This is a genomic window from Rodentibacter sp. JRC1 (assembly GCF_020521555.1).
Taxonomy (GTDB): domain Bacteria; phylum Pseudomonadota; class Gammaproteobacteria; order Enterobacterales; family Pasteurellaceae; genus Rodentibacter; species Rodentibacter abscessus.
The window spans coordinates 1,652,033-1,668,908 of record NZ_BPWA01000001.1; the positions used below are offsets into that span (position 1 = coordinate 1,652,033).

General features: G+C 41.1%; 7 protein-coding genes. 6 read left to right on the forward strand and 1 reads right to left on the reverse strand.

Going from position 1 to position 16,876, the window contains the following annotated elements:
- Positions 1–191: 191 nt before the first annotated feature.
- The gene (gene mnmC, locus HEMROJRC1_RS07600) at positions 192–2,201 is read right to left on the reverse strand and encodes a bifunctional tRNA (5-methylaminomethyl-2-thiouridine)(34)-methyltransferase MnmD/FAD-dependent 5-carboxymethylaminomethyl-2-thiouridine(34) oxidoreductase MnmC (protein ID WP_226692349.1); all 2,010 of its coding nucleotides are present in this window, start codon (positions 2,199–2,201) and stop codon (positions 192–194) included.
- Positions 2,202–2,537: 336 nt separating this feature from the next.
- On the opposite strand from mnmC, the gene fabB reads away from it, so the two are divergent.
- The 6 genes from fabB to HEMROJRC1_RS07630 all read left to right on the forward strand — a co-directional run bounded on the left by fabB (position 2,538) and on the right by HEMROJRC1_RS07630 (position 16,849).
- Positions 2,538–3,758 carry a beta-ketoacyl-ACP synthase I gene (gene fabB / locus HEMROJRC1_RS07605; RefSeq protein WP_226692350.1) on the forward strand — a complete coding sequence of 407 codons (1,221 nt, stop codon included), beginning with the start codon at positions 2,538–2,540 and terminating at the stop codon, positions 3,756–3,758.
- A 131-nt stretch (positions 3,759–3,889) separates the two neighbouring features.
- Positions 3,890–4,324: a hypothetical protein gene (locus tag HEMROJRC1_RS07610; protein ID WP_226692351.1), complete on the forward strand. Its 435-nt coding sequence runs from the start codon at positions 3,890–3,892 to the stop codon at positions 4,322–4,324.
- A 129-nt stretch (positions 4,325–4,453) separates the two neighbouring features.
- Positions 4,454–13,540, forward strand: a complete 9,087-nt coding sequence (locus HEMROJRC1_RS07615) for a hemagglutinin repeat-containing protein (RefSeq protein WP_226692352.1) — start codon at positions 4,454–4,456, stop codon at positions 13,538–13,540.
- Positions 13,537–13,902: a hypothetical protein gene (locus tag HEMROJRC1_RS07620; protein WP_308443636.1), complete on the forward strand. Its 366-nt coding sequence runs from the start codon at positions 13,537–13,539 to the stop codon at positions 13,900–13,902. Before HEMROJRC1_RS07615 ends, HEMROJRC1_RS07620 begins: the two co-directional genes overlap by 4 nt.
- Positions 13,893–16,505 carry a hemagglutinin repeat-containing protein gene (locus HEMROJRC1_RS07625; RefSeq protein ID WP_226692353.1) on the forward strand — a complete coding sequence of 871 codons (2,613 nt, stop codon included), beginning with the start codon at positions 13,893–13,895 and terminating at the stop codon, positions 16,503–16,505. The genes HEMROJRC1_RS07620 and HEMROJRC1_RS07625 overlap by 10 nt, the downstream gene beginning before the upstream one ends.
- Positions 16,502–16,849, forward strand: a complete 348-nt coding sequence (locus HEMROJRC1_RS07630; RefSeq protein WP_226692354.1) for a hypothetical protein — start codon at positions 16,502–16,504, stop codon at positions 16,847–16,849. The genes HEMROJRC1_RS07625 and HEMROJRC1_RS07630 overlap by 4 nt, the downstream gene beginning before the upstream one ends.
- Positions 16,850–16,876: the final 27 nt, after the last annotated feature.

The following is a 16,876-nucleotide window of genomic DNA, read 5'->3' on the forward strand; positions in this document are numbered from 1 at the left end:
CGGCTAACGCCCCCTACGTTCCAAAATAAATTCCGGATAGAAATTCTTTTTATGCAACTGCTGCATAATACCGTAAACGAAATTGTTTTATGTTGTGGTAAATATCGTTGATTTATCTCCATTGTCGGTAATAACCTCGGGCAGGCATAGAGCCTGCCCCTACAAGATTTTATCCATTATACCGTTAAATTTTACTTCACTTTTGATCCTTTCAACCACTTCCTTATCCAAGCGCGATTGGCGGATAAATTTTGCATAATATCTTCCCCTAGAGGCAAAGGTTCGCCATAAATGAGCGAAGCTAACGTTTCACCCAATAATGGAGCCGAGGTTAATCCGCGAGATCCTAATGCGGCACAGAGAAAAAGATTCGGAAAATTGACCGCACTTTCAATCGATTGTTTTCGGCGGAGAAGGTTAAAAAGATTGTGATAATTCTCATATTGTCGGGCAAAGTTCGGTGCATTGCCGACCATTGGCGCAAGGTCACGCACCGAGCAGCGAATGCCGATTCGGGCAATATTGCCGGAGGTATCAACATCTTGCGTCCAAGGCTGGGCGATATTTTGTCGGAGTTTTTGTTGATTTTCGTCTTGTTCTTTTTCACTGAAAGTGCGGTCCGTATTATCACGCAGATGGCTTGCACCGATACAATGGGTGGTTTTTGTGTGATCAACAGGGGTGAGATAGCCGTCATAACAAAGTACGGATTGTAGTTTCAGTAAGTTTTCTGATGTCGGAATTTGGCTCACTTGTCCACGGATAGGATAGAGCGGCAGCTTTTTGGTTTGGCTAAAATCGGTGATTTTATAACCGTTGGCAAGTACAACAACCTCGTGTTGTATGACTTCATTTTCTGAGTTAAGGAGCTGCCAGCCGGTTTCGATTTGTGAAAGTGCGGTGATTTTTTGTGAAGTTTTGATTGTTACACCACATTTTTTCAATAATGCAAAAGCATTTTGTACAAATTGACGAGGAGCAAGCCAGCCACCTTGGGAAATAAATCCACCGCTACAAGAAAGGGGTAGCCCTACTTTCTCGCTTAACTGTGCCGCATTGAGTTTTTCAAATAATTCATTCGGTAAACCTAAGCGAGAAATTTTATCTAATTTAACCGCACTTTTCTCATTGTAAGCACACAATGCGACACCACAAAATTGATGTTCGAACTCAATCTGTTGTTCCTCCGCCCAATCCAGTAATTGCTTACCGTAAGCGAATGCGTGAATATAAAAACGTACGGTGAGTTCGTTATCATCACTCAATTGCGGATAAAATGCACCCTGTTTGTTACCGGAAGCATTGAGTGCAGGTTGCTCATCTTCACAATAAAGCGTGATCTTTGCCCCTCGTTTAAGTAAAGAAATGGCTGTGCAAAGCGAAGCGATACCGCCACCGACAATGGCGATGTCTTGTTTTTTCATTTCGGCGGATTTCGGTAAATACCAAGGGGCTGAAAGTGCGGTCGGTTTTGACTGCGTTTTTTGCCCGCTCAAACATTCCCGCTTTTTGCCATAACCTTTGCGTTTCTCTACGCTAAAACCTAAGGAAATCAACCCTTTTCTTACCGCACTTGCAGCCGTGAAGGTGGCAAATGTACCTTTGGGTTTGGTGAGGCGATGCATTTGGCTGTATAGGTTTTCATTCCACATATCCGGATTTTTGCTCGGAGCGAAACCATCTAAAAACCAAGCATCAACGGATTCATTCATATAATCGCCGAGCTGAGGTAAATTTTCTGCTATATCGCCAAGCCATAAATCAAGCGTGGTTTCATTAAAATGAATGCGATAGCAGCCTTGAATAGAGGATTGCCAATAACGTTGTAAGTGCCGGCTTAATTCGACAAACTGCGGATAGGTACGATGGATTTGTTGAAGTGCGGTCAATGGCAGCGGATATTTTTCAAAAGAAATAAAATAAAGACGTTTTAATGACGCATTGGGATGCTGCTGACGAAATTGACGAAATAATCGGGTGACGGCAAAGAAATTTAATCCCGTACCAAACCCTGTTTCTGTAATAACAAAATGTGCGCACCGATGGGTGAGCCAACGTTTCCATAATCGATTGCCCTGTAAGAATACATAGTCCGTTTCTGCTAATCCGTCTTGATTGGAAAAATAAACATCGTCAAATTGATCGGAAACAGGCGTATTTTCTTCATTAAAATGAATTTTTGCGGAGCGAATTAGGTGCATTTTTATTCCTTTCTTGCATGATTGAATTGACTTATAATAACCGAATTTCTCATTATTATGTCGCAGTGGCACAAATCATTGTAGGGTGCCGTTAGGCAAAGCCGTAACGCACCAATAGATGAAATGGTGCGTTATGCAAAGCTAACGCCCCCTACCCAAATAAATATTGGATGTAAAATTATCTTTGTACAACTGAACCATAATACTGAACTTCTTGGCTTATTGAGTTTGTTGGAGGTCTTAACTGGTCAAACAAATGAATTATTGCTTGAAATATTTTTATTTCGTAGTAAGTTTGAGCCGCTATTTTTACATACAAAACAAAAGGAAGAAACAATGAAAAGAGCTGTGATTACAGGCTTTGGTATTATTTCAAGTATCGGTAACAATAAAGAGGAAGTGCTTGCTTCATTGAAAGCCGGTAAATCCGGCATTGAAGTTGTGCCTGAATTTGTGGAAATGAAAATGCGTAGCCATGTAGCAGGCACCATTAAATTGGATCCAAGCGAACACATTGATCGTAAAGTTTATCGTTTTATGGGCGATGCGGCAGCTTATGCTTATCTTTCTATGCGTGAAGCCATTGAAGATGCCGGTTTAACCGAAGATCAAGTTTCCAACGACCGTACCGGGTTGATTATTGGTGCCGGCACGGGCTCTGCGCATAACCAATTGGTTGCCTGCGATGCGGTGCGTGGCCCGCGTGGTGTAAAGGCGATAGGGCCTTATGCCGTGACTAAAACGATGGCATCCAGCGTATCCGCTTGTTTGGCGACACCTTATAAAATTCGTGGCGTGAGTTATTCTATTAGCTCCGCTTGTGCCACTTCTGCACATTGTATCGGTCATGCGTTTGAGCTTATTCAATTAGGCAAACAAGATGTCGTTTTTGCCGGCGGTGCGGAAGAATTATCTTGGGAATGTGCAACCGAATTTGACGCAATGGGGGCGGTTTCAACTAAATATAATGAAACGCCGGAAAAAGCCTCTCGTGCTTATGACGCAAACCGTGACGGTTTTGTTATTGCCGGTGGCGGAGCGGTAGTGGTAGTTGAAGAATTAGAACACGCGCTTGCCCGTGGGGCAAAAATCTATGCGGAAATTGTCGGCTATGGGGCGACCTCCGATGGGTATGATATGGTTGCGCCAAGCGGTGAAGGCGCAGAGCGTTGTATGAAACAAGCGATGGCAACAGTAGACAGCCCGATTGATTACATCAACGTTCACGGTACTTCAACGCCGGTTGGGGATGTAAAAGAACTAGGTGCAATCAAAAATGTATTCGGTTCAAACGTACCGGCGATTTCTTCTACAAAATCAATGACCGGTCACTCATTAGGCGCTGCCGGCGCGCACGAAGCCATTTATACTTTATTAATGCTTGACAATGATTTTATCGCACCAAGTATTAATATCGAAACCTTAGATGAAGCGGCGGAAGGCTGTAATATCGTAACGGAAACCAAAGAAAACGCAGGCTTACAAACCGTTATGTCAAACAGTTTCGGTTTTGGCGGCACGAATGCGACCTTAGTGTTTAAGCGTTATAAAGGTTAATTTTTATTTTGGGAAGTACGGTCGGTTTTTTCAGAATTTGAGCGTTTACTCCGTAGTATCTGAAATTTTAACAACTCCTGTACTTCCTCAAAGTATAGGAGTTTCTTTTTATTATTGGTTGGATTGTTTATATGAGAAAATCAATTTTCTTTGTTTCACTTTTTAGTGGAATTTCATCCGCATTATATGCAGCGGGTAAGCCTCGCCGAGATTTAATTCGTATTGATGCTACCCAACAACGGCAAACGGAACAATTTCTTCCCGATGTCGATGTGAGAATGGATTTTTCTCCGATAAAATCGACCGCACTTTCCTACAATGAATCTCCTTGTTACCCTATTCACCAAATTATCCTTTCCGATTGTTCTGCTGATAATTCCCCAATACAAAGCCGATTTTCTTGGGTGTTAAATCAATCGATTAAGCGATTGAATGTAAAGTTTCAGCACTGCTTCGGAGGTGAAGGCCCAGGCTTGTTGATGAAACAAATGCAAAAAATGCGATTAGGAAATCATTTAATGGAGAGGCTTTTGGGGGAGGGGCGGTCGGCAGCATTTTTATTATGATTTTTTATCAGTCGTCCGATTAGTAAACTATCAGGGGGCGTGCATCGAATACTGTAACCGGCTTTAATATAGGTATTACTTTTCAATCAATCTAAATTTTATTTTATAGCCTATTTTTAGGGGGGGAATATGAATAAACAATGCTTTCGTGTCATCTTCAGTAAAACATTGCAACGTTTAGTGGTGACATCCGAGTTGGCAAAATCGGCGGATAAGTCGAACTCAGGCGAAAAACACCAAAGTGCGGTTGGTTTTGAATCTATTTTGGCAACGCTAAAACCATTATCCTTTAGTTTATTTTGTGTGTTGGGTTTTGTTATGTTTTCCTCGCAAGCAGTTGCCGATACCTTAATTATTAAAGCTGATCCGAATGCGCCGAAAAACCAACAACCGATAGTGCTACAAACTGCGAACGGTCTTCCGCAAGTCAATATCCAAACTCCGAATAATAAAGGTCTTTCTCATAATAAATACCACGATTTCAACGTGGATAAGCAAGGGGCGATTTTAAACAACAGCCGTAAAAATGTGTCAACGCAGCAAGCTGGAATGGTACAAGGCAACCCTTATTTAGCCCGTGGTGAGGCAAAAGTCATCTTAAATGAAGTGACTTCCGGTAACCCAAGCCAATTGAAAGGTTATTTGGAAGTGGCAGGTAAAAAAGCAGAAGTGATTATTGCCAATCCGAACGGATTGTATTGTAACGGTTGTGGTACGATTAATGCCACCCGTAGCACAATGACTACAGGTAAACCGCAGATTAAAGACGGGCAAATAGAAAGTTTTAGAATTGAAAGAGGAAAAGTAAAGGTTAGCGGTAAAGGATTGGATAACAGCCGTATTGATTATACGGATATTCTCGCCCGTGAAGCGGAAATTAATGCAGGCTTATGGGCGGGTAAAAAACTTAATGTAGTAACCGGCAAAAATGAGATTAAACAAGCCGGCCTTGAAAATGCCGATAACGATTTGCAGATTATTCGAACCTCAAATGAAAAACTCGCTGAAAATCAACCGCACTTTGCCTTAGATGTAAGTGAACTGGGCGGAATGTATGCGGGGAAAATCCATTTAATTGGCACGGAGCAAGGCTTAGGTGTGCGCAATGCGGGGCATATTGGTGCGAGTGCCGAAACCTTGATGATTGACTCACAGGGCAAAATTGTCAATAGCGGTACAGTCAATGCTCAGCAACAGATCACGTTAAAGACACCAAAAGAGATTGAAAATAACGGTCGGATTGAAGCGAAAACGCAACATATCAAATTACAATCTAATGCTAACATCAAACAAAACGGTAGTGTTATTGCACAGCGCGGTGGCGTTAGTGCTAAAGCAAAAAACACCATTAGTCAACGTGGAGAGACCGTTGCAAAAGGTAAAATCAGCTATAAAGCCAATGATATCAATGCGACACCATACGCATTGATTGCAGCCGGTGTAACGACCACTCAATCGGCTAATGGTGAAACACGCCAATTAGATAGCCAATCGGCACAAGGTTCAAATATTGATATTCAAGCAGAGAATAAGGTGCAACTTGCCGGTCGTCATATAGCAAGCGGTCAACTTAATATCAATGCTCAATCGGTCAATTTAGGTAAGAGTCAAAACAATGCTTATGATATTGCTGTCATTGCTAAATTAGGTGATGTACAAGCCGATGAAAGTCAATTAAGTGCGGTTGAAAATTTAACGATTTCTACGCCAAAAACACTTTCAACCCAAAACAGTCAGCTTGTTGCAAATCGTATTCAAACATCGCAACAAAATTTACATACTCCAAATGCACTATGGCAACAATCGGGTACGGGTGATTTTAGCCTGAACGCTCGCTATATTCAGAACCAAGCCGGTACCTTTAGCACAGGTGGCAATTTTAATGTAAATGCCGATGATATTGACAATACCTCAGGACGATTAATTGCCGGTCAAAATCTCACAATAAAGGTTTCTGATAAACTCAATTCGGCACAAGGCACGTTGTTTGCGAACAACAGCCTTAGTTTACAAGCTAATCAATTAATGAATACCAATGGGCTTATTAAAAGCCTCGGTAATATGTCTCTCAGTACCCGAGATATCTCCAATCAGCAAACTAATACAAGTGATAATACACAGAAAGGGATTATTGCCTTAGGTCATCTCGCTATAAACAGTGCAACAGTGGATAATACGCTCGGTTTTATCGGGAGCAATCAAAATTTGGCGATAAATGCGGATAAGCTACTCAACGATTCAGGCAAAGTGTATTCCACTCAACAAGCCGAATTACGTTTGAACAATGGGTATTATAGTCGTGGCGGACAATTGCAAGCAGGCTCATTATCTATTACAACGCCAATTATTGAACAGCACCAAGGGAATATTACCGTAAATCATCAGCTTGAGATAATAGGCGACAGCTTGGTATCAGCGAACCATTCCGACATTTCCGCCAATGACATCAATATGAGGCTGGCAAAATCCTTGACTCAATCTGAAAGTGCTATTTTAGGTAATCACTCGGTTGTTATTGATGTGAAAGGTGGATTGGATAACATAAATTCAACGGTTGCGAGTCGCCATAATGATTTGGTGATTAATACCAATAATGCGACCTTAAATAATACAAAGGGTACGCTATTTGCTAAGCAAAATTTTCGTCTTAATAGTGGAAATTTGAATAATGATGAGGGAATTGTACAGAGTAAATCAAATGCCACATTGCGTATAGGCGAATTGAGTAATAAAGACGGCGTAATAATGGCAAATAATGCTGAGGTTATCAGTGCCGGAATTAATAATGAGAAGGGTACTGTATTTACCCATACCACACTGAATATCGTCTCAAATGCGTTAAATAATGCCAAAGGTTCAATTATCAGCCAAGGTGAACTAAATACTAATACGCAAGGAGCGGCATTAAATAATCTTCAAGGACAAATTTTTGCAAATACGGTTAAATTAAATAGCGGAGCAATTAATAATCAACAAGGTTTATTACGAGCAGACAAAACACTTGCTATTGATACCAACAATCAACAACTTAATAATCAGCAAACGCAAGAAAAAAACCAAGGCATTATAGGGCTAGGTTCGGTTGTATTAAATAACATTAGTCAGCTTAATAATACCCAAGGCAGAATTGCAACGACTGAAAATTTGGCAATTAATACCCGAACGTTCACCAATACAAAAGGTATGATTAATGCACAAGGTCAAACTGAAGTTCAGGCAGATCAAATTGATAACCAAACCGGTACTATCTGGGGAGCAAATACACACTTAAATGCGACAACAATTAATAATCAGAAACATGCCTCAAATGGTTCATTGATTGGTGCAAATGATACATTAAACATTATTGCAACACAGATTAATAACCAGCAAACCGTTGCAACCGGAAGTAAACCAAAACAGGGGCTGCAAGCTAAAAATATTCAACTCAATACCTCTGAGTTAAACAATCAACAAGGCGGTATTTATGCTAGCAATAGCTTATCTGCCGCAATTAAGAACCGGTTTAATAATCAAGCAGGCGAATTTTTAGCAGGGCAAATGGCAAAAATTCATTCACAAGGGAATCAATTAGTCGTCGATAACCTTGGGGGAACGATTGAAGCCGGTCAACAGCTGAATTTAAAAGCCAAAACCTTACAAAATGAAGGTACGATTAAAACCCAAGGTGATGCTGAAATTGCGCTTATTGACAGCTTTACCTTAAACCAATCTTTCCAAGTGGGAAATAATCTAACATTTAGTACCCTTGGTGATTTTGTGAATAATGTGAAACAAATTGTTGGCAATCAGGCTTTTTTCAAGGCTGCAAATTTAATGAATAATAATAAAGATGCTGAAATCTCAGCACATCGTACACTCATTAATGCCGAAACTATTACGAATTACGGGTTATTAGACGGTACGGAAAATATTCTTAAAACCGGCACGTTAAATAACATTGGTACAGGCCGAATTTACGGTAATCATTTAGCCATTCAAGCGGAGAAACTGAATAATCTCAATCAAGGTGATAAATCGGCAACTATTGCGGCACGTGAGCGTTTAGATTTAGCGGCGGGTACATTAATCAACCGTGATCACAGCTTGATTTTCACAGCCGGTGAAATTGCTATCGGTCGTCAATTGAATGATCAAAATCAAGCGGTCGGTTATGCTCAATTTGTGGATAACGGCAGTGCGACTATTGAAGCCTTGGGGAATGGTGAGATTAAAACGGAACGCTTATTAAACCACGATCTTCATTTAAAACTGGGAGAGCATCATACCGATGAGCATATTATCGAATATGCACCTTCAAAAAATTCAAAACGTTATGCGTTACTCAATAAAAATGGCGGTGAGGGGTATTTTGATCTAAAAAATAACAGCAAACACGATTCCAACTCTTATTTTATTTTAAAAGACGGTACGAGAATCGCTTCCCGTTATTGGACAACCTGGGATTATAATCGCCATACCATAACCAGCACCATTGAACATCGTGATCCGGCTAAAATTCTCATCGGTGGTACTTTGTCGCTTTCCGGTTCGGATTTAGAGAATAATGCTTCTACGTTATCTGTCGGTAAAGCGTTGTTGTTAGGTGATAGTATTTTTACGAGAAACGAAAACAACGGTAATTTAACGGCAGGAGGCGTTACCCTAAAAAATATTGATATTCTCGGGGATATTGATGTGACGGATACCGGAAAGTGGAACAGTTTTGGAAAAGAGCGTCATCGTTATGGAGCAAGGGGTAAAAAACGTTGGGCTGTTTATGGCAAAGGAAAAGGCGATTTTAATGAAATACACCCGACAGAGCATTTTACATTTAATAAAGTGTTAAATGACATCGGCAATGAGGTTATCGGCACAAATACGGCAATTGATAGCAAATCCAATTCAGCAAAGGTTGAATTAAAAACCATTAAAACATTAACCCTATCGACACCAATCGAGAAAGGAAATCCTGCCATTCCAACAAGAGCGGTCATATCCGGGCAAGTTTCTGCGAGCCACCCTGAAAAATTGGGGGATAATAGTCTGCCGGTGATCAAAACCCATTTGGCAGAAATCACCTTACCGAAAGCCAGCTTGTATCAAATTAATCCTGAAGCACCAAATGGTTATTTAGTGGAAACGGACAGCAAATTTACCGATCGCAAAAAATGGCTTAGTTCCGATTATATGTTTAATGCCTTGCGTTATGATCACAACAACGTACAAAAACGCCTTGGTGACGGTTTCTATGAACAACGTTTAATCAACGAACAAATTAACCAATTAACAGGTCGCCGTTTCTTAGAGAATTACAGCTCAGACTTTGAACAGTACAAAGCCTTAATGAACAACGGGGTTTATTATGCCAATAAATTTAATTTAACCCCGGGAGTGGGCTTAACGGCTGCACAAATGGCGGAATTGACTTCCGATATGGTCTGGCTGGTGAACAAAGACATCACCTTACCGAGCGGTAAAACCTTAACCGTACTCACTCCACAAGTTTATCTGGTTGCCCGCAACCTTGATGTGACCACACAAGGGGCGTTAATCTCGGCACGAGAAATCAGTGGAAATATCAAGGGTAACATTACAAATAGCGGCACCATTGCAGGTCGAAATCTGACCGCACTTTCAGCAGAACATTTGAATAATCAAGGGATTGTGCTGGGCAGTAGTGTTAATTTACTTGCCAAACAGAAGTTGGTGAACCTTGGCGGCAAAATTCAAGCCTTGGATTCTGCGGTACTGATTGGAAATCAGGGTGTAGAGATTGCAAGTCAAACCAACAGTTCAGCTAATCATGATGCCTTTGGCAATCAATTTGCCCACACCAATCTTAATCGCCAAGCGGAAATTGATGTGAAGGGGCAGTTGCAAATTTTCAGCCCGAAAGATGTAACGTTAAAAGCAGCGAATCTGAATGCGGATGTTATCCATATTCAAGGGGATAATGTGGAGGTCGGCACGGTATCGACAAGCAATAAGCAGCATTATAACGCCAACTCGGATAATTATTCTCGCTTAGACCAACAGCAAGAAATCGGCTCAAAACTGAATGCAGCTAATCATATTTCCATTCTCAGCGAAAATGCGACCACCGTTCGCCAAGCTGCTTTACATAGCAATAACGGCACGATAGCCATCACATCAATCAATGGCGATATACAGATTCAAGAGGGACGTAATAAAGAACAACTTGCATTTGTAGCCAAAAGTACGCACAGCGGCACGTTGCAAAAAACAACCATCACTACAAAACACGACCACCGCTACGATGTAGCAGAAGGTTCGGCGATTGATGGAAATCGTATCTTATTGCGTGCCGATAAGGGCAATGTTACCGTGCAGGGGTCTTCTGTGGTGGGCGAAAAAGGCTTTAGCGCAATCGCGCAGAATATTGCAATCCAAGAAGCGGAAAATAGAATTTTTGAACAAGATTTTGAAAAAACGAGCAAATCGGGCTTGATGGGTAGTGGAGGCTTTGGTTTTAGTGTTGGAATGCGTAAAGAAAGCGTGGAGAACGACCAAACCAAATACTACGCCCAAAAAAGCCAAGTGGGGAGTTTGAACGGTGATACCACGCTGATAGCAGATAAACAGTATCGCCAAAGTGCCAGCCACGTGACTTCGGTGAAAGGGGACGTCTCTATTCAAGCCGAACAAGCGGATATAGCGGCAGCAAGTGATAAATACGAAACCAACTATAAACGCACTTTTGAGCAGAAGGGATTGACGATAGCGATTAACACCCCAATCCAAGCAGCGATAAATGCGGTAAAACAAGTGGCGGATTCCGTACAAACGGTGGGAGAAAGCAAAGACAATCGAATTAATGCCATGGCGGCAGCCAATGCGGGTTGGACGGCTTACCGAGCAGGGCAAACCCTTGGGCAGGTGGGTAAATCTCTAGGTGAATTAATGCAAAATGGCACCGTACCCACAGAAGCGGTGAGTGTCTCCATTACTTACGGTGAACAAAAAAGTGAAGAAACCCGCCATACCGAAGGCAGCACGGCAAATAACAGCCAAGTGAATGCCGGCGGTAAGGTGATGATTCAAGCAAGCGGAGCCGGCAAGCAATCCAATATCAATATCATCGGCTCAGATGTGGGTGGTAAACAAGGCACTGCCCTTATTGCCGACAATGACGTGAATCTCACCGCCCAACAGCAAACCCACAAAGAGCGTAGCCGAAATAAATCCAGCGGATTTAATGCCGGCGTTGCCTTGGCAGTAGGCAAAGGCGTGTCTTTCGGCATCACGGCAGGAGGCAATTATGGCAGAGGCTATGGCAATGGTGATGATGAAACCTATCGAAACAGCCATATTGGCGATAGTTCAAGCCAAACCCTGATTCAAGCGGGCAATAATGCCACAATCAAAGGAGCACAAGTGCAGGGCAAAGGAGTAACCCTAAATGCCGAAAATCTGCATATCGAAAGTTTACAGGATAAGATGAAGTATCAAGGTAAACAAATGAATGTGAGTGGACAAGTCACCGTAGGTTACGGCTTTGCTATGGGAAGTGGTGGTTATGGTAACTCTAAAGTGAATTCCGATTATGCGAGCGTGAAGGCTCAAGCAGGGATTTTTGCCGGCGATGAGGGCTATCAAATTAATGTGGGTAATCATGTTAATCTTATCGGAGGTGCAATTCTTTCTGATGCTGAAGCATCAAAAAATAAACTCTCTGCCAGAATGTTTAGTTTTAAAGAAATAGAAAATCACGCCAATACTCAAGCAAGTGCAGTAGGATTAGCGGCAGGATTTTCAGTTGGGCGGGACCAAACCTCTGAGGAAGATAAGGAAAAGAATAATACTTATCGTAAACAAAGGGAGGAAAAGGGAGAAACTTTTGAACAAGCGAATCCAAATAAAGCAAATCGTAGCCCGATTGGATTTGGCTTAGGTGAAAATGATGTACACAGTGCTGATTTTTACGCATTGGCTAAAATTGGCTTAACCAATTTATTGGGAAATACGAAAAAAGCTGAAAATACATCAAGCACCACCTTATCTGTTATCAGTGAGGGGCAATTTGATATTAAAGATCCTCAGGGGCAAGAAAATATCAAACAAATTACGAAAGGCACAAACACCCAAACCAACAGTTTACAAAAACAGGATTATCGAGCTTTGCAGAAAGAAGTCGAAACGGATTTGGCGATTAAGAAATCTTTCCATTCAACTGTTGCAGACTTAACGGATGAGGCTTATCGCACAATGTTTATCTCTGAACATCGGATGATGACGGTGGAAACAGATGAAAAGGGTATTCCAATAGAAGATCAAGCAGTTTTAGACAAAATTTATGGTGAAGCGGATAAAGCTGGGATAGATAGAGAAACATATTTAAAAGCACAATTAGATAAAGGTCGCAATATTTATCGGTTAAGAGAAGTCTCTGATCAAGAGCGTCAAAACTTGAAGCAAGTAACTTACACCGATCCTGTAACGGGAAAAACCGAAATAAGAACGGTCGTGGCGTTTAACGGCATTTTCAATGATGAAAACGCCGCAGCAAAATTTGTTTCTCAAAATTATATAGCTCAGAAAGGAGAAAGCGGAAATATAGATAAAAGAATCTATAAGGATATGTATTTTGTCCATCATCCTAAAGCTTCTAATCCTATTTCCGAATTAATGGTTGCTGGTTATGAAAAAATGTTTGAAAGTTCTTTGGGAAATTTGTTAGGAATGGATAACTCCAGCTTACAGGCGAAGGGATTAATGGAACATTATGGCAAAAATAATCTTTTTATCGGTGCACATAGTCGAGGTACTTTGACCGTTGCTAACGCATTAAATGCCTTAGATACCAAAGAAAATCAGGAAAAGAAAATACTTTCCGGTACATTAGTTAAAATGGTTGGTCCGGCTGCCGATGTAACGCGTTCTGATAATAGATTAAGCCGATTACAAACGGGTGAATCAAGAAATGAATCCAATAAGGAAGGTTCTATTCGTATTGAAAATCACGAATCAGATCCGGTGGGAAGTATGCCTTTATTGCTTGGTGGAAATCCGGCAACGATGAATGACAATGAACATAATCATTGGCTAGGTAAAAAGATTCTAAATATGTTTGGTGATGATTCCTCCGTCCATAACTGCCATGGATTAGGACAAGAGCAATGTGTAACCGATGGTTATCGGAGAAAAGATGATTTAATGATGAATAAAGAACAACGTATTTATGAGTTAAATAAAAAAATAGGAGAATCAAAATGATGAAAAAATGCGGTGGTATAACGCTTTCTGTAGTATTGCTATTAGGTTGCTCTTTTGGTGGCTTTAAGCCCCCCCCCCCCTATTTTTTTTGGCGGCTTCATAATTTTGAAGAGTTGTATCCGCGTTCAGATGAACGTAGTTTCATTAAATATATTCATAGAAAAAAGGAAGATATGATAGTTTGCGGTATGGATCCTGTTGTTGGGGGAAGCTTCAAACCTAAAGCTAATCTTTGCATGGAAAGTAAAGGTTGGTATTTAGAAGGTGGACCTGCTTGTGAAAATGAGTTTATGTGGAACGATTTACCTTGTATAGAATGGCGAGCTAAGCATAGCAAACCGGATGCTAAGCCTTGGAAATAAATGCTTTACAATCGGAAAATCAAATTTTTGAACAAGATTTTGAACAAGATTTTGAAAAAACGAGCAAATCGGGCTTGATGGGTAGTGGAGGCTTTGGTTTTAGTGTTGGAATGCGTAAAGAAAGCGTGGAGAACGACCAAACCAAATACTACGCCCAAAAAAGCCAAGTGGGGAGTTTGAACGGTGATACCACGCTGATAGCAGATAAACAGTATCGCCAAAGTGCCAGCCACGTGACTTCGGTGAAAGGGGACGTCTCTATTCAAGCCGAACAAGCGGATATAGCGGCAGCAAGTGATAAATACGAAACCAACTATAAACGCACTTTTGAGCAGAAGGGATTGACGATAGCGATTAACACCCCAATCCAAGCAGCGATAAATGCGGTAAAACAAGTGGCGGATTCCGTACAAACGGTGGGAGAAAGCAAAGACAATCGAATTAATGCCATGGCGGCAGCCAATGCGGGTTGGACGGCTTACCGAGCAGGGCAAACCCTTGGGCAGGTGGGTAAATCTCTAGGTGAATTAATGCAAAATGGCACCGTACCCACAGAAGCGGTGAGTGTCTCCATTACTTACGGTGAACAAAAAAGTGAAGAAACCCGCCATACCGAAGGCAGCACGGCAAATAACAGCCAAGTGAATGCCGGCGGTAAGGTGATGATTCAAGCAAGCGGAGCCGGCAAGCAATCCAATATCAATATCATCGGCTCAGATGTGGGTGGTAAACAAGGCACTGCCCTTATTGCCGACAATGACGTGAATCTCACCGCCCAACAGCAAACCCACAAAGAGCGTAGCCGAAATAAATCCAGCGGATTTAATGCCGGCGTTGCCTTGGCAGTAGGCAAAGGCGTGTCTTTCGGCATCACGGCAGGAGGCAATTATGGCAGAGGTTATGGCAATGGTGATGATGAAACCTATCGAAACAGCCATATCGGCGATGGCTTAAGCCAAACCCTAATTCAAGCAGGCAATAATGCCACAATCAAAGGTGCACAAGTGCAGGGCAAAGGAGTAACCCTAAATGCCGAAAATCTCCATATCGAAAGCTTACAGGATAAGATGAAATACCAAGGTAAACAAATGAATGTAAGCGGACAAGTCACCGTAGGTTACGGCTTTGCTATGGGAAGTGGTGGTTATGGTAACTCTAAAGTGAATTCCGATTATGCGAGCGTGAAGGCTCAAGCGGGGATTTTTGCCGGCGATGAGGGCTATCAAATTAATGTGGGTAAGCACACCAATCTAAAAGGCGGTTTAATCACCTCAAGCCAGCAAGCGGAAAATGAGAGCAAAAACCGTTTCAGCACAGGCACGCTCACAGCCCAAAACATCGAAAACCATGCAAATTATAAAGGCACCGCCTTTGGTGTTTCAGGTTCGGCAAGTATGGGCGGAGGCGAAGCTGCAAAAGAAGTTGGTGGAGCTAAATTGATGTCGTTTGGTTCAAACACTGTTGAAACCGACAAAGATAGAAATGGCAACCCAACCAAAACATTAAAAGGTGATTTTAATGGGGGACTTTCAGCCGGTATTGGTTATGACAAGGAGTCTAAATCTAGTATCACGCACAGCGGCATTAACACGAAAAACATCGAAATTAGGGATAAAACGGCTCAACTTGAAAAGACGGGTAAAACCGTAGATGAAACCTTATCCGAAGTAAAAACGGAAGTAACGACCGAAACCGCTCAAGCGAATTCGGGCAAGTTGGACAATCAGTTTGATAAAGACAAGGTATTAAAAGAGTTAAACGTTCAAGTGAAAGTGACGAAAGACTTTAGAGAAAATGCGTTCAGCACAATAAACGCCTATGTAGAACCAAAACAAGCGGAATTACGAGCCAAAATTAAAGAAGCGAAAACGGAGGAAGAAAAGACCGCACTTTATAATGAAATCTATAAACTGCAATATCAGAAACGGTTGCTTGAAACGGTGGTTGGCATAGCAAGCGGAACGCCTGAAATCGCCATCACCCAAGGCACGTTACAACTTGCTGCCACCAAAATGCGAGAAGAAACGCTGAAAAACTCACGTTTATTTAAGGGAATTAAAGATGCGAAAACAGGACAGATTTTACGCAATGATTCCTATGACAGTGGGTATTTTGATGGTGTGAAACTTGGTGGGGTAAGGATTGATTTAGATGCGATTTGTGGTAAAGGACACTATAGATGTTCAAAAAATATTGATGGTTCTGTCACTTATATAGGTGATAACAGTGGGCATCTATCAAAGTTACAAGATGCAATCAATATGAATAAAAATCCTGATGCTGAAAAATTATATGGTTTAACAGGGGGATTTCAAGCAATTCAAGGTGGTTGGTACACACAACTAGGAGTATTGCCGTATAAAGTAGATAGTCTATCAGATCAATTAATTGAATCATTTGCAGGTACACATGATTATTTAGGTGGGCAACTACCTCATTGGTATAACTCTGTAGGTAATACTTCAGAAAATAGAAAAACTATAGACAATATTGGTGCGGGAATTACTACAGGAGTTGCTATCCATATCAGCGCACCATTTGCTTTATCAGATCTTATGTCCTCTGATTTCGTAGAAATCCTAAATCAACTAGGAGGGCTATGATGTTTAATCGTATATACATTGCTTTTTCTGTTTTGTTTTTAAGTAACTGTGTTGTTACTTTTGATTACATTATTCCTCGACCTTCCGATGTAAGTTTAATACAGAGAAAAGATACTATTGGTAACACCGATGCTAAACAAAGATGGAAAGATATTTTATCTTGTGGTGGTGTTAAAACAAAAGATGGTAATTTTTTCTATATACTATTTTATGATGAAGAGCGTAAAAAATATAAAGATTCATTTTCTAAAGATAGAGAAATATCTACAAGTTTAGATGATCTCAACTATCATTTAGCTTTTAATGAATGTATAAAAAAAAAAGAATTATATTTTTATTCCTGAATACCAATGTAGAGAAAAGAAAATTTG

Excerpts from the sequence above, each read along its gene's own strand:
- mnmC (WP_226692349.1), bottom strand. The coding sequence starts at position 2,201 with ATGCACCTAATTCGCTCCGCAAAAATTCATTTTAATGAAGAAAATACG.
- HEMROJRC1_RS07610 (WP_226692351.1), top strand. The coding sequence starts at position 3,890 with ATGAGAAAATCAATTTTCTTTGTTTCACTTTTTAGTGGAATTTCATCC.
- fabB (WP_226692350.1), top strand. The coding sequence starts at position 2,538 with ATGAAAAGAGCTGTGATTACAGGCTTTGGTATTATTTCAAGTATCGGT.
- HEMROJRC1_RS07615 (WP_226692352.1), top strand. The coding sequence starts at position 4,454 with ATGAATAAACAATGCTTTCGTGTCATCTTCAGTAAAACATTGCAACGT.
- HEMROJRC1_RS07630 (WP_226692354.1), top strand. The coding sequence starts at position 16,502 with ATGATGTTTAATCGTATATACATTGCTTTTTCTGTTTTGTTTTTAAGT.
- HEMROJRC1_RS07620 (WP_308443636.1), top strand. The coding sequence starts at position 13,537 with ATGATGAAAAAATGCGGTGGTATAACGCTTTCTGTAGTATTGCTATTA.